15 protein-coding genes are annotated in these 13,400 nt (G+C 65.8%); 9 read left to right on the top strand and 6 right to left on the bottom strand.

Going from position 1 to position 13,400, the window contains the following annotated elements:
- The first annotated feature begins 9 nt into the window (after window positions 1-9).
- From ACIA48_RS03845 to ACIA48_RS03835, 3 genes are all read left to right on the top strand, one after another.
- On the top strand, window positions 10-1,158 hold the full coding sequence (locus ACIA48_RS03845) for a uroporphyrinogen-III synthase (RefSeq protein ID WP_396727763.1): 1,149 nt from the start codon (window positions 10-12) through the stop codon (window positions 1,156-1,158).
- Window positions 1,155-1,835, top strand: a complete 681-nt coding sequence (locus ACIA48_RS03840; RefSeq protein ID WP_396727761.1) for a sirohydrochlorin chelatase — start codon at window positions 1,155-1,157, stop codon at window positions 1,833-1,835. The genes ACIA48_RS03845 and ACIA48_RS03840 overlap by 4 nt, the downstream gene beginning before the upstream one ends.
- 74 nt (window positions 1,836-1,909) lie before the next feature.
- Window positions 1,910-2,650 (top strand): superoxide dismutase family protein, encoded by a 741-nt coding sequence (locus ACIA48_RS03835; protein WP_396727759.1) that lies wholly within the window; start codon window positions 1,910-1,912, stop codon window positions 2,648-2,650.
- A gap of 7 nt (window positions 2,651-2,657) precedes the next feature.
- Here ACIA48_RS03835 and nirD read toward each other — a convergent pair whose 3' ends face one another.
- From nirD to ACIA48_RS03815, 4 genes are all read right to left on the bottom strand, one after another.
- Window positions 2,658-3,005 (bottom strand): nitrite reductase small subunit NirD, encoded by a 348-nt coding sequence (gene nirD / locus ACIA48_RS03830; RefSeq protein WP_396727757.1) that lies wholly within the window; start codon window positions 3,003-3,005, stop codon window positions 2,658-2,660.
- Window positions 3,002-5,548 (bottom strand): nitrite reductase large subunit NirB, encoded by a 2,547-nt coding sequence (nirB, locus tag ACIA48_RS03825; protein WP_396727756.1) that lies wholly within the window; start codon window positions 5,546-5,548, stop codon window positions 3,002-3,004. Before nirB ends, nirD begins: the two co-directional genes overlap by 4 nt.
- Window positions 5,549-5,644: 96 nt before the next feature.
- The gene (locus ACIA48_RS03820; RefSeq protein ID WP_396727754.1) at window positions 5,645-5,929 is read right to left on the bottom strand and encodes a hypothetical protein; all 285 of its coding nucleotides are present in this window, start codon (window positions 5,927-5,929) and stop codon (window positions 5,645-5,647) included.
- Window positions 5,930-5,932: 3 nt separating this feature from the next.
- Window positions 5,933-6,691 (bottom strand): isocitrate lyase/phosphoenolpyruvate mutase family protein, encoded by a 759-nt coding sequence (locus ACIA48_RS03815; RefSeq protein WP_396727752.1) that lies wholly within the window; start codon window positions 6,689-6,691, stop codon window positions 5,933-5,935.
- A 109-nt stretch (window positions 6,692-6,800) separates the two neighbouring features.
- On the opposite strand from ACIA48_RS03815, the gene ACIA48_RS03810 reads away from it, so the two are divergent.
- The 5 genes from ACIA48_RS03810 (at window position 6,801) to ACIA48_RS03790 (ending at window position 10,994) form a co-directional block, all read left to right on the top strand.
- The gene (locus ACIA48_RS03810; protein ID WP_396727750.1) at window positions 6,801-7,097 is read left to right on the top strand and encodes a hypothetical protein; all 297 of its coding nucleotides are present in this window, start codon (window positions 6,801-6,803) and stop codon (window positions 7,095-7,097) included.
- A gap of 46 nt (window positions 7,098-7,143) precedes the next feature.
- The gene (locus ACIA48_RS03805) at window positions 7,144-7,983 is read left to right on the top strand and encodes a hypothetical protein (protein ID WP_396727746.1); all 840 of its coding nucleotides are present in this window, start codon (window positions 7,144-7,146) and stop codon (window positions 7,981-7,983) included.
- A gap of 60 nt (window positions 7,984-8,043) precedes the next feature.
- Complete coding sequence (locus ACIA48_RS03800) at window positions 8,044-9,990, top strand: fumarate reductase/succinate dehydrogenase flavoprotein subunit (protein ID WP_396727744.1); 1,947 nt, start codon at window positions 8,044-8,046, stop codon at window positions 9,988-9,990.
- The gene (locus ACIA48_RS03795) at window positions 9,990-10,739 is read left to right on the top strand and encodes a succinate dehydrogenase/fumarate reductase iron-sulfur subunit (protein ID WP_396727742.1); all 750 of its coding nucleotides are present in this window, start codon (window positions 9,990-9,992) and stop codon (window positions 10,737-10,739) included. The genes ACIA48_RS03800 and ACIA48_RS03795 overlap by 1 nt, the downstream gene beginning before the upstream one ends.
- A gap of 99 nt (window positions 10,740-10,838) precedes the next feature.
- Window positions 10,839-10,994, top strand: a complete 156-nt coding sequence (locus ACIA48_RS03790) for a hypothetical protein (protein WP_396727740.1) — start codon at window positions 10,839-10,841, stop codon at window positions 10,992-10,994.
- Here the strand turns inward: ACIA48_RS03790 and ACIA48_RS03785 are convergent.
- On the bottom strand, window positions 10,991-11,476 hold the full coding sequence (locus tag ACIA48_RS03785) for a flavin reductase family protein (RefSeq protein ID WP_396727738.1): 486 nt from the start codon (window positions 11,474-11,476) through the stop codon (window positions 10,991-10,993). The two genes, ACIA48_RS03790 and ACIA48_RS03785, sit on opposite strands and share 4 nt — an antisense overlap.
- 112 nt (window positions 11,477-11,588) lie before the next feature.
- Here ACIA48_RS03785 and ACIA48_RS03780 point away from each other — a divergent pair, with 112 nt between their 5' ends.
- Window positions 11,589-12,233 (top strand): GAP family protein, encoded by a 645-nt coding sequence (locus ACIA48_RS03780; RefSeq protein WP_396727736.1) that lies wholly within the window; start codon window positions 11,589-11,591, stop codon window positions 12,231-12,233.
- Here the strand turns inward: ACIA48_RS03780 and pe are convergent.
- The gene (pe, locus tag ACIA48_RS03775) at window positions 12,230-13,351 is read right to left on the bottom strand and encodes an acyltransferase PE (RefSeq protein WP_396727734.1); all 1,122 of its coding nucleotides are present in this window, start codon (window positions 13,349-13,351) and stop codon (window positions 12,230-12,232) included. The two genes, ACIA48_RS03780 and pe, sit on opposite strands and share 4 nt — an antisense overlap.
- Window positions 13,352-13,400: the final 49 nt, after the last annotated feature.

The following is a 13,400-nucleotide window of genomic DNA, read 5'->3' as shown; positions in this document are numbered from 1 at the left end:
ACAGGTCCCATGAGTGAGCCTGACTGGGCACCGCTCACCGGATTTCGGGTGGCGGTGACCTCCGCCCGGCGTGCCGAGGAGCTCGGCACGCTGCTGGAACGCCGCGGTGCGACCGTCACCAGCGCCGCAGCGATCACGATGGTGCCGCTGCCCGACGACGACGCGCTGCGCGCACACACCCAGGCGCTGATCGACACACCCCCGGACATCGTGATCGCCACAACCGGTATCGGATTCCGCGGGTGGATCGCGGCGGCCGACGGCTGGGGGCTCGCAAGCGACCTGACCACCGCACTCGGCAACGCCCGCATCGTGTCGCGCGGGCCGAAGGCAACGGGCGCGCTGCGCGCGGCGGGTCTGCCCGAGGAATGGTCACCGGAGTCGGAGTCGTCCCGAGAGCTGCTCCACTACCTCGTCGAGGGCGGCATTGCCGGGCAACGCATCGCGGTTCAGCTGCACGGTGCCACCGACGACTGGGATCCGTTCCCCGAGTTCCTCGACGAACTGCGCGCCGCCGGTGCGCAGGTGGTGCCGATTCGGGTGTACCGCTGGCATCCCGCACCCCGCAACGGCGATTTCGATCAGTTGGTGATGGGCATCGCGGACCAGAAATTCGACGCCGTGAGCTTCACCTCGGCACCCGCCGTTGCGTCGGTGTTGATGCGAGCCGCGGAGTTGGGTGTCGAGGAGCGGGTACTCAGCGCGCTGCGCACCAATGTGCACGCGATGTGCGTCGGGCCCGTGACTGCGCGCCCGCTGGTCCGTGTCGGTGTGCCCACCTCGGCACCGGAACGAATGCGATTGGGCGCGTTGGCCCGTCACATCACCGACGAGCTCCCGCTGCTGTGCGCACGTACCACTCGGGTAGCCGGCCATCTGCTCGAGATCCGTGGCACGTGCGTCCTCGTAGACGGCGTGGTCAAGGCGGTGTCGCCGGCCGGGATGGCAACAATCCGGGCGCTCGCGCAGCAACCCGGCGCGGTGGTCTCGCGCCACGCACTGCTTTCGGCGCTGCCGGGCAGCGGCACCGACACCCACGCCGTGGAGACGGCGGTGTTGCGGCTACGAACCGCTCTGGGGGACAAGAACATTGTGACGACGGTCGTCAAGCGGGGCTACCGGCTGGCGGTCGACGAGGATTTGGCGCACGCACGATGAGTTACGTACTGGTCGCGCACGGCACTCGCAAGAGCGCCGGTGTCAAGATGGTCGGCTCACTGGCGGACCGGGTGGCGGCCGCATTGGGATCCCCGGTGCGCGTGGCTTTTGTCGACGTGCTCGGCCCCACACCCGCCGAAGTGCTTCGCGGACTGCCAGAACCGGCCGTGGTCGTCCCGGCATTTCTCTCCAGGGGATATCACGTCAATTCCGACATTCCGGCGCACGTTGCAGCGAGCGGGCATTCCGACGTCACCGTCGCCGAGGCGCTGGGACCGAGTCCCGAGATTGCGCGCGTGCTTGCCGACCGTCTCATCGAAAGTGGTTGGACGCCAGAAGACTCCGTGATCCTGGCTGCGGCGGGCACGTCAGATCCGGCCGCCCGCAGCGACCTTCACAGGATGGCCGCGTGGGTTTCGGCGCTGACGAGCTCCCGTGTCGAGCTTGCGTTCGCCGCGACGGGTGAGCCGACCGTAGCCGACGCGGTAGCCGAGCTCCGTGACCGCGGAGCCAAACGTGTGGTGGTGGCGTCATACCTGTTGGCGGACGGACTCTTTCAAGATCGGCTGCGTAACAGTGGCGCCGATGCTGTCACCGATCCGCTTGGCACCCACCCGGCGACGGTGAGGTTGATCGCGAGCAGGTTCAGGCGCGCCCGGTTACCAATCGCGGCTTAGCGGGGTCTTTGCCTTCGGAAGAAGCCGACGCACTCTGCGTTTGTCGCCACCGCACCACGGGTACGTGCGCTCTCATGATCAAGCATGCCACCGCCGCCATCGCTTTATTTGCCGCGCCCGTAACCATTTTGGGCGGCTGCGCGAACCAGGCCGCCGACGACTCGTCGACAACAACCACATCCGGAACCGCGGCCAGCGCACAGACGCTGACCACCCAACTGAAGACGACCGACGGCGAACCCGTCGCCGATGCGACGATCGATTTCACCAGCGGATACGCGACGGTGACCATCGAGACCATCGGGACCGGAATCCTCTCGCCCGGCTTTCACGGTCTGCACATCCATGCGGTCGGCACGTGCGACGGTGATTTCAGCTCGGCGGGCGGCCACTTCCAGGCGCCCGGCCATACCGTCGAGCCGGCGAGCGGGGATCTTCCGGCACTGCTCGTGCGCTCGGACGGCGCCGGCAAACTCGTCGCCACCAGCGACGGCTTTACCGAGGATCAGCTCAAGGGCCCAGAGGGCTCGGCAATCCTGCTACACCAGGACGCCACTTCTGACGAGCGCGTCGCGTGTGGCGTACTCAGCCCGGTGAGCACCACCAGTACGTCCGTGTCGACCTCGACCTCGACCGTCACTACGACCGCGTCCCCCGCGGCTCCGCCCGCCACCGTCACCGAGACGACGTCGCCGGCGCCTGCCACAACGAGTTCCAGCGTCGCCCCCAGCACGAGCACCAGCACCGTAACGGTGATCCAGCCGCCGGAGATTCCGGAGATCACCGTGCCTCCGATACCCGGCACCGGGGGCTGATCGAAGGTCAGGTGCCGATCTCCACCTGACCGTCAGAGGTGATGCGCGTCGGGTAGACCGGCAGCGCGACGTCGGCGTCATCGAGGCAGATCCCGTCATCGAGACCGAACGCCTGCTTCTTGATCGGTGACTGCACGGTCGCGCGTCCACCACGGTCACCGACGATGCCGCGCGACATCACCGCGGCGCCGGAGAACGGGTCGATGTTGCCCACCGCGTGCAGGGTGCCGTCGTCCAACCGGAACAACGCTGCCTGCGTTCCGTCTGCCAGCAACACGCCGACACCGCGGTTCGGGATCAGGAAGTCGTAGCGGCAGGCGGCGGTCCATACCTGGATATCGCTGATAAGAGTCATCTTTGGGGTACCTTCGGCATTCCGATGGGCACGATGCGCCCGGACTGTTCGGTGAATTCGATCGTCGGGTCCGCGACATCGGGGGCGTTGACGAATGAGACGAAGCGCGACAGCTTGTCGGGGTCCTCGAGCACACCCTTCCACTCACACGAGTAGCCCTCGACGTGCCGGGCGATGGCCTCTTCGAACTCGGCGGCCAGGCCGAGGGAGTCGTCGCACACCACGTCGCGCAGATGGTCCAGGCCGCCGTCGAGCGACTCCAACCATGGTGCGGTGCGCTGCAACCGGTCGGCGGTGCGGATGTAGAACATCAGGAACCGGTCGATGTAGCGGATCAGCGTCTCGTCGTCGATGTCGCCCGCGAGCAATTGGGCGTGCCTCGGCGACATGCCACCGTTGCCGCAGACGTAGAGGTTCCAGCCATTCTCGGTCGCGATGACGCCGACGTCCTTGCTCTGGGCCTCCGCGCATTCGCGCGCACATCCCGACACTGCCATCTTGATCTTGTGCGGTGCACGCAATCCCCGGTACCGCTTTTCGATCTCGACGGCCATGTCGACTGAGTCCTGCTGGCCGTAGCGGCACCACGTGCTGCCGACGCAGCTCTTCACTGTGCGCAACGCCTTGCCGTAGGCGTGGCCAGACTCCATGCCGCCGTCCACGAGGCGCCGCCAGATGTCGGGCAGCTGATCGACGCGCGCCCCGAACATGTCGATGCGCTGACCGCCGGTGATTTTGGTGTAAAGGTTGAAATCGCGGGCGATCTCACCGATGAGGATCAGCTGTTCGGGTGTGATCTCACCGCCCGGCGACCGTGGCACGATCGAGTAGCTGCCGTTGCGCTGGATGTTGGCCAGGAAATGGTCGTTGGAATCCTGCAGCGAGGCCTGTTCCCCGTCGAGGATGTGCTCCGAACTCGTGGACGCCAGGATCGAGGCGACCACGGGTTTGCAGATGTCGCAACCCTTTCCGGTGCCGAAGCGTTCGATCAGCGCCGAGAACGTCCGGATCGAGGTAGCGGAGACGATCTCGAAAAGTTCAGCGCGCGAATGGCTGAAGTGTTCGCACAGCGCCTTGGACTGTTCGACGCCCTCGGATTCCAGCAGTTGTTTGAGCAAGGGAATGCACGAACCGCATGACGTGCCGGCGAGCGTGCACTTCTTCAACTCAGGCACATCGCAACAGCCGCCGGCGATGGCCGCGGTGAGATCGCCCTTCGTGACGTTGTTGCACGAGCAGATCTGCGCGGCGGCCGGGAGTGCACCGACACCCAGTCCCCCGCCGCCTTCGGATCCGGCCGGTGCGATCAACGCGAGCGCGTCACCCGGCAGTTCTTCACCGACCATCGGCCGCAGCACGCCGTACGCCGAGGCGTCGCCGACGAGGATGCCGCCCAGCAGCGTCTTCGCATCGTCGGAGAGCACCAGCTTGGCGTAGGTCTGGTTGACGGCGTCGTTGATCGCCACCTCGAGGCAGTCCGGGGTTGCGCCCATGGCATCGCCGAAGCTGGCGACGTCGACACCGAGCAGTTTGAGCTTGGTCGACATGTCGGCCTCACCGAACTCCGCAGCGCCGCCAAGCAGTCGGTCGGCCACCACCTCGGCACTGGTGTAGCCCGGACCGACCAGGCCGTAGCAGCGTCCATCGATCGCCGCCACCTCACCGATCGCGTAAATGTTGGGATCGTCTGTGGCGCAGGACAGGTCGGTCAGGACGCCGCCGCGTTCGGCGATGGCCAGTCCCGCTTCGCGGCCCAGTTCGTCACGCGGCCGCACACCAGCGGCGAACACGATCACACCGGCGTCTATGAACGATTCGTCGCTCAGCGTCACCCGCATCGCGTCGGAGTCGGCGGACCCGCGCACAGGTCGATTGCGTTGTGCCGGAGCGATATTGGCAGTCCCGACGCCTGTGTGTACGGTGATGCCCAGGTCACCGATCATCCGGCCAAGCAGCGCACCGCCCGCTTCGTCTAGCTGTTGGGCCATCAGGCGCGGCGCCATCTCGACGACATGCGCGTGCAGACCGAACGAGCGCAACGCGTTGGCGGCCTCGAGGCCCAGCAGGCCGCCGCCGATGACCACGCCCACCGGGGTCCCCGCGTCGATCGTGCGTTGGGCGCTGGCACGGATCGCGTCGAGATCGTCGAGGGTGCGGTACACGTGAACGGACGGCAAGTCACGTCCCGGCACCGGAGGAACGAAGGCATAGGAACCGGTGGCCAGCACGAGCGCGTCGTACCCGACCCGCTCACCGTCGGCGGTCTGCACGTACTTGTCGGCCCGGTCGATGCCAGTGACCCGGCTACCCAACCGGGTCACGACCAGGTCGTCGTCGGGATAGGAGTTGCCGGGCAGCGCCAGCTGCGCGCGGTCCCAGTGTTCGGTGTACGCGGTCAGCCCGACACGGTCGTAGGCGGCGTCGGCTTCCTCCGCGAGTACCGTGACCCGCCATTCCGCAGCGCTGTCGCGCGAACGCAAAGCCTCGACGAATCGGTGGCCGACCATTCCGTGGCCGACGACCACCACGTTCTTTGAAGACATGCCGTGAGGTTAAGCAGCCGATATTGCCGCAATGTCGCCTTGTGTGAAGCAGCCATCACGGTGTGCTCACCGCTGTCGATCAGCGGGTGTGAGCGCTCAGCCGGGAGCCGGAACGGGCCCGGGGACAGGGCCGCGAGGGTTGTCCTCGCTCGTCTCGACACTAGGCACCGAATAGCTGGTGGTTGTCGTCGACGACGTGGTGTAGGTCGACGGGGTTGCCGACGACGACGGTGCGGTCGGCAGCGTCTCGGGGACCCTGGACTCATCCGCGGTGCACGACACCGCGTAGAGCAGGATCGCCAATAGGAGCAGCATGGCGACTCCGGCCCAAATCACGAGCGACCGCTGGTCCTGCCAGTTCGGCTCATCATCGCGCGTCACGGGCTATGCCCAGCGCTGCAGCATCTCGGTGGCGTGGCCCGACAGGGCGCGCTGCAGGAACGGGCCGAAGCTGATCCGGCCGACGCCGAGCGGCCCGAACGACGCGGGGTCGTCCTGGTCGGGCAGCGCTATCGCGTTGACCGGTAGCGGAAGCTCAGAGGTCAGGCGCTGCATCGTCTCGGAATCGTGGCGGCCGACAGGATAGAGCGAGTCGGCCCCCGCGGCCGCGGCCTCCTTGAGCCGGGCAATCGCCCGGTCCACGCGGTCGGATTCATCGCCGTCCGCCCGGATGAACAAGTCGGTACGCGCATTGAGGACGACGTGCACACCCGCGTCGTCGGCGGCTTTGCGCAGCGCACCGACCAACTCGGCATGCTCGCCCGACGACCGCAGGCGCTTGCCCTCCTTGTGGACCGTGTCCTCGATGTTCAGTCCGACCGCACCGGCCTCCAGTAGCCCATCGATGAGACGGCTCGCCGATTCGCCGTATCCGGACTCGATATCGACCGAGATCGGCACGTCGACCGCTGCGGTGATCTGCGCCACCCGAGTCACGACGTCGTCGAACGACATCACCTCGCCGTCCTCCTTGCCGATGGAGTCAGCCATCGGATGGCTGCCGATGGTGAGCGCGGCAAACCCCGCGTCGACTGCCAACTTGGCCGACCAGGCGTCCCACACCGTCGGCAGGATCACCGGGTTCCCGGGCTGGTGTAAGGCCAGCAGGGAATCGGCGCGCTGTTTCAGAACCTGGTCGGACATTGGCAAACCTCCGCTTCAGACGTGATCTGTCTCACTACGTACTGCATGATGTGACTAGCGTCAGGTGTCGTAACGTGATGCCTGACACCCTTCAGCCCAAGGAGGTCAATTGTCCAGCACTACCGAACTTGCCGAATTGCACGAGCTAATCGGAAGCCTGCGGCGGTGTGTCACATCGTTGGCGTCGAGGTATGGCGACAGCCCTGCGACGCGTCGGATCGTCAACGACGCCGAGCGGATCCTCAACGACATCGATCGTCTCGACATTGACGCCGAGGAACTGGAGCTTGCCCGCGGCGTGGTGCACCACCACCACGCCGGCGAAAAGATCTCGATCCCGGACACCGCGTACGACACCGACTTCTGGCGAGGCGTCGATGACGAGGGGCTCGGCGGCACCCGCTAGTTGTGTCACCAAGATCCCCGGGACACCTCAAAACCGAAAGGCAACAGTGAGCGCACCCACCGCCGACCGCAACGCGACCGGCGTCTTCTCTCCGGGCCGTGCCCAGATCAAGCAGCGCACCTTGCGCACCGACCGATGGTGGCAATCGCCGTTGGTCGTCGACCTGGGCTTCGCCGCGTTCGTCATCTACGCGACGGTCCGAGCCTTTCTGCAGAACAACTACTACGTCGCGGAATACCACTATCTGACGCCGTTCTACTCTCCGTGCGTCGTGAAATGGAACGAGGCGACGCAGTCCGGTTGCATCCCCGAGGCCAGTCACTTCGGCCAGTTCCTTCCGGACGTGTGGTGGCTGCCGTACGCGGCGGTGACGCTGCCGTTCCTGCTGCTGTTCCGGCTGACGTGCTACTACTACCGCGGGGCCTACTACCGGTCGGTGTGGCAGTCCCCCACGGCATGCGCCGTGGCGGAGCCGCACGCGAAATACACCGGTGAGACCCGCTTCCCGTTGATCATCCAGAACACACACCGGTACTTCTTCTACATCGCGGGCATCATCTCGATCATCAACACCTACGACGCGATCATCGCCTTCCAATCGCCATCTGGCTTCGGATTCGGTTTGGGCAACATCATTCTCGTCGTCAACGTGGTGATGCTGTGGGTGTACACGCTGTCGTGCCACTCCTGCCGTCACGTGGTTGGTGGCCGCCTCAAGCACTTCTCGAAACACCCTGTCCGGTACTGGTTCTGGACTCAGATCAGTGCGTTGAACACGCGGCACAAGCTGTACGCGTGGATCACGCTCGGAACCCTGATGTTGACCGACTTCTACATCATGCTCGTCGCCAGCGGCACGATCTCGGACCTGAGATTCATCGGTTGATTCGGCTGGCTGACAAGAGCTTCAAGAGTTTTTTCCACGTTAGGCGAGTGAGGATTATCAATGACGGAGCCTGAGGCTCTTCGCGCAAGCGGCTCATCACAGGTCGAGCGGCACGAGTACGACGTGGTCGTCATCGGTGCCGGCGGCGCGGGTTTGCGTGCAGTCATCGAGGCGCGGGAACGCGGCTTGAAGGTCGCCGTGATCACGAAGTCATTGTTCGGTAAGGCGCACACCGTGATGGCCGAGGGTGGCTGCGCCGCGGCGATGGGCAATGCGAACCCCAAGGACAACTGGCAGGTTCACTTCCGCGACACCATGCGCGGCGGGAAGTTCCTGAACAACTGGCGCATGGCCGAGCTGCACGCCAAGGAAGCGCCCGACCGCGTCTGGGAGTTGGAGACCTACGGTGCGCTGTTCGACCGCACCAAGGACGGGCGGATCAGCCAGCGCAACTTCGGCGGTCACACCTACCCGCGCCTGGCCCACGTCGGCGACCGCACCGGGCTGGAGATCATCCGCACCCTGCAGCAGAAGATCGTCTCGCTGCAGCAGGAGGACAAGGCCGAGTTCGGCGACTACGAGGCACGCATCAAGGTCTTCCACGAATGCACCATCACCGATCTGATCAAGGACGGTGACCGGATCGCCGGTGCCTTCGGCTACTGGCGCGAGAGCGGCAACTTCGTCCTGTTCGAGACGCCGGCCGTGGTGCTGGCCACCGGCGGTATCGGCAAGTCCTACAAGGTGACGTCGAACTCCTGGGAGTACACCGGTGACGGGCACGCCCTGGCGCTGCGGGCCGGGGCGACCCTGATCAACATGGAGTTCGTCCAGTTCCACCCGACGGGCATGGTCTGGCCGCCCAGCGTGAAGGGCATCCTCGTGACCGAGGGTGTGCGCGGCGACGGCGGAGTGCTGAAGAACTCCGATGACAAGCGGTTCATGTTCGACTACATCCCGCCGGTGTTCAAGGGCCAGTACGCGGAGTCCATCGAGGAAGCCGACCAGTGGCTGAAGGACAACGACTCAGCGCGCCGGACTCCCGATCTACTGCCCCGCGATGAGGTGGCCCGCGCCATCAACTCCGAGGTCAAGGCCGGTCGCGGCACCCCGCACGGCGGCGTGTATCTCGACATCGCCTCACGGCTGCCCGCCGAGGAGATCAAGCGGCGGCTGCCGTCGATGTACCACCAGTTCATGGAACTCGCCGAGGTGGACATCACCAAGGAGCCCATGGAGGTCGGGCCGACGTGCCATTACGTGATGGGCGGTGTCGAGGTGGATCCCGACACCGGCGCGGCCAAGACTCCCGGACTGTTCGCCGCCGGTGAGTGCTCGGGCGGTATGCACGGATCCAACCGGCTCGGCGGCAACTCGCTGTCCGACCTGCTGGTGTTCGGCAGGCGCGCGGGCATGGGTGCCGCCGACTATGTCCGTGCCCTGTCCGACCGGCCGACAGTGTCCGAGGCGGCCGTCGACGACGCGACCAAGCTGGCGCTCTCGCCGTTCGAGGGGCCGTCCAACGGCGACGCCGCGGAGAACCCCTACACGCTGCAGCTCGACCTGCAGGACTCGATGAACAGTCTGGTCGGCATCATCCGCAAGGAGGGTGAAGTCGCCGAGGCGATCGAGAAGCTCAAGGAGCTGCGGGAGCGCTACAAGCGCGTCCGCGTCGAGGGTGGCCGGCACTTCAACCCGGGCTGGCATCTGGCCATCGACCTGCGCAACATGCTCATCGTCAGCGAGTGCATCGCGATGGCCGCGCTGGAGCGTACGGAGAGCCGGGGCGGGCACACCCGCGACGACCATCCGTCTATGGATTCCACGTGGCGCAAGACGCTTCTGGTGTGCCGCGCCGAAGGCGACGTGGTCGTTCCCGACATCACCATCACCCGCGAGGACCAGATTCCGATGCGCGAAGACCTGCTCGAGCTCATCGAGGTCGAAGAGCTGGAGAAGTACTTCACGCCCGAGGAACTCGCCAACCATTCGGCAAGGAGAGCCTGATGAGCTACCAAGCGAACATGCGGGTGTGGCGCGGCGACGAGAGCGGCGGCGACCTGCAGGACTACTCAGTTGAGGTCAACGAGGGTGAGGTGGTGCTCGACATCATCCACCGGCTGCAGCAGACGCAGACCGGCGACCTCGCCGTGCGATGGAACTGCAAGGCGGGTAAGTGCGGATCGTGCTCGGCCGAGATCAACGGGCGGCCCCGGCTGATGTGCATGACGCGGATGTCGACGTTCGATGAGACCGAGACCATCACCGTCACGCCGTTGCGGACCTTCCCGGTGATTCGTGACCTCGTCACCGACGTGTCTTTCAATTACGAGAAGGCCAGGGAGATACCGTCGTTCACGCCGCCGAAGGACCTGCAGCCCGGCGAGTACCGGATGATGCAGGAGGACGTGAACCGGAGCCAAGAGTTCCGTAAGTGCATCGAGTGCTTCCTGTGCCAGAACACCTGTCACGTGGTGCGCGACCACGAGGAGAACAAGAAGGCCTTCTCCGGTCCGCGGTACCTGATGCGGCAGACCGAGCTCGACATGCATCCGCTGGACACCCGGTCCAACCGTTCGGTGCAGGCGCAGGAAGAGAACGGTCTCGGCTTCTGCAACATCACCAAGTGCTGCACCGAGGTGTGCCCCGAGCACATCAAGATCACCGACAATGCACTGATTCCGTTGAAGGAACGGGCCGCCGATCGCAAGTACGACCCGGTGGTGTGGCTGGGAAACAAGCTTTTCCGGCGGTGATGAGCGCTTGCGCGAAGAACAGACGGCGACGCGGGTAGCGGGACGCTTCCGCGGGTAGCCTCAGTAGAGCAGCCGATTCTCTACGAAAGGCAGCGCACCATGGGACACACCGACAGTGTCGACGACCTTCGCACCGCGATCCGTGAGCTAACCGCCCGCGCGGACTTGGCCAGGAAAGAGGGGCGGCCGGGCGATGCCGACGAACTCGAAGCGCGAATCGCGGCGAAACGTCAGGAGCTCGGCGAACGTCCCTAGGCGCCCAGGCGACGGAATGTGCTGCGGTGGAACACGATCGGTGGCACGTCGTCGTGCACCGTGATGGAACGCACCGCCAAGATGACGATGGTGTGGTCCCCGGCCGGGATCAGCTGTTCGATTGAGCTCTCCAGCCACACGCTGGTGCCGCCGACGAAGACGGCGCCCGACTCCTGCGAATGAGTCTCCAGGCCGGCGAACCGGTCTCCGGTCTTGGCCGCCAAGGTGCGCGCCGCCGCATCATGCGATTCGCCGAGCAAGCTGATCCCGAGATGGGGCAGGTCCTTGAGCTTGGGCCACGTCTCCGAGCTGTTCTGGACGCAGAAACTCACCAGCGGCGGGTCGAGTGACACCGGCACGAACGTGCTCGCCGCCAGACCCACCCGGACACCGTCGACCTCGGCGGCTATCGCGATCACGCCGGACGGGAAATGCCCGAACGCCTCGCGCAAGGAGGTGGGACTCAGATCGTTTTCGCTCATCGCCTCCATTTTCGCATCCGGTGGCGTCGGCGCTGGCGTCCACTTCCACTCGACGGGATTTCGAGTCGGCCCGTCCGGCGCTCGCTGGCTTGCCGGTACCCTGTCGCTCGACATGTGGATAACGCTCCTCGTGATGGCCGTTGTCGTCAGCCTGGAGCCGTTCCGCGTCGGCATGACGGTGCTGATGCTTAACCGCCCAAGGCCGTTGCGGCAGCTGCTCGCCTTTCTCGGTGGCGGATTCGCTATGGGTGTAACGGTCGGTCTTGTGGTGCTGTTCGTCGTGCGGTCGGCGGTGCGCCCCGAGCAGTTCACGCTGCCGCGTGTGCAGGTGGCGATCGGGGCGCTAGCGCTGCTGATTGCCGCCATGCTCTCCGTTTTGCCGACCAGAGTCCGCCCGGGTCGTGACCGTGTCTCCGCGTGGGGCCGACGCCTAGCCGGCGGGAGCTCGCTCCGGCTGGCGGCAGTGGCCGGGCTTGGCATCGCCCTGCCGTCGATCGACTACCTCGCCGCGCTCGCGGTCATCGCTGCCTCCGGCGCACCGGCAAGCACCCAGATCGCTGCGCTCCTGACCTTCAACGCGATGGCCTTCGTGTTCGTCGAGATACCGCTGCTGGCCTACCTGATGGCCCCAGGGCGGACACAGGCCGCGACAACGTCGCTCTACGCCTCGCTGCGCTCGCGAGGACGCCGCGGCTTCGCCGTCCTGCTCGCGGTGATCGGCTGCGTCCTGCTGAGCGTCGGACTGGCAGGGCTTTAGCCGCCCTGGTTGTTCAGCACGTACTGGAAACCGGCGAGCAGCTGCGACACCGGGTCAGTGCCACCGCCGAAGGCGGCCTGCGTCGCGGGCGCGGTAACCTCCGCGGGGTCGTAGCCGTTCACCGGATCCACCGTGATCGGAGCGGTCAACGGATCGTCATTCCGCGAGTAGCCCGCGTCGACCATCGGCAGCAGGACCGCGTCGAGGCGGTTCAGCGTGTGCTCGTCCACGCCGAGATATTTGAATGGCAGGACCAGCGGCAGGTGTTGTTCGGGGATCAGATACGTCGTCGTCCTAGCGCCCTTGGAGTTGACGGTGGTCCTGATGTTCCGTGCCGGCACCATGCTCGGGTTGGTGAACGCCACCGCGGTGTGGCCTGTCGCGAGACCGACGATGGCATTCGCCAGCGACATCCAGTTGTCCGGCCGGTCCGGCCAGTCGGCGATGCTGTCGTAAGCCGAGACGAATTGATACGTGTCGTACTGGCTCTCCACCGGCGGCGGTATCCGATAGTCAAGGGAGGGAACGACCGTGCCCACCGGGAACATCTGGGTCAGGAAGCTCTCACCGAAGGCGTGCTTGGCGACCGGGTCCCCGTACATTGCGAAGCTCAGCTGATCCCGCGGCGGCGCGGTCGGGTCGTTCGCGAGCTGCGCCTGTACCTCGTTGAGCACCATCGCGCCCTCGGACAGCCCGATCACCGTGCCAGGACCGCCCGCACGGATCGCACGGATGGTGTTGGGCGCGCCCTCGTCCACCGATTCGCCGACACTCGGGCCGTCGATACCGATGCCGGGAAAGTTGTCGTCCAAGCGGCCGATGCCCGGGAACAACCGCTCCAGCGTGTGACCCTGGACCTGGCCCGCCGGGTAATCGACAATCTGCCGATCGAGTCCCGGGAACCAGTCGGCGCCGGTGCGCTTGATGTACTCGTCGTAGGGAATACCGAGGACGTGTGCGCCGCCCAGCGCGTACCCGCGACCGGGTGTCCCGATCGGCGCCCCGTGCTCGGGCGTCCAGCCCGGTTGCGTCTCGTCTGCGGTCGCGGTCCCCGAACCGAAACATACTGCAGCGCCGACGGTTATCAACGCAGTGATTGATGCGTACCGTCTCCGCATTCTCACTCCCTCACTCCGCCCACCAATGTAGCCGTCCCGCGGCCGGGCT

The organism is Mycobacterium sp. NPDC051804 (assembly GCF_044452905.1).
In the GTDB taxonomy this organism is placed as follows: Bacteria; Actinomycetota; Actinomycetes; order Mycobacteriales; family Mycobacteriaceae; genus Mycobacterium.
The sequence above is the reverse complement of the archived record's forward strand: the minus strand, read 5'-3'. Positions and strand labels throughout refer to the sequence as shown.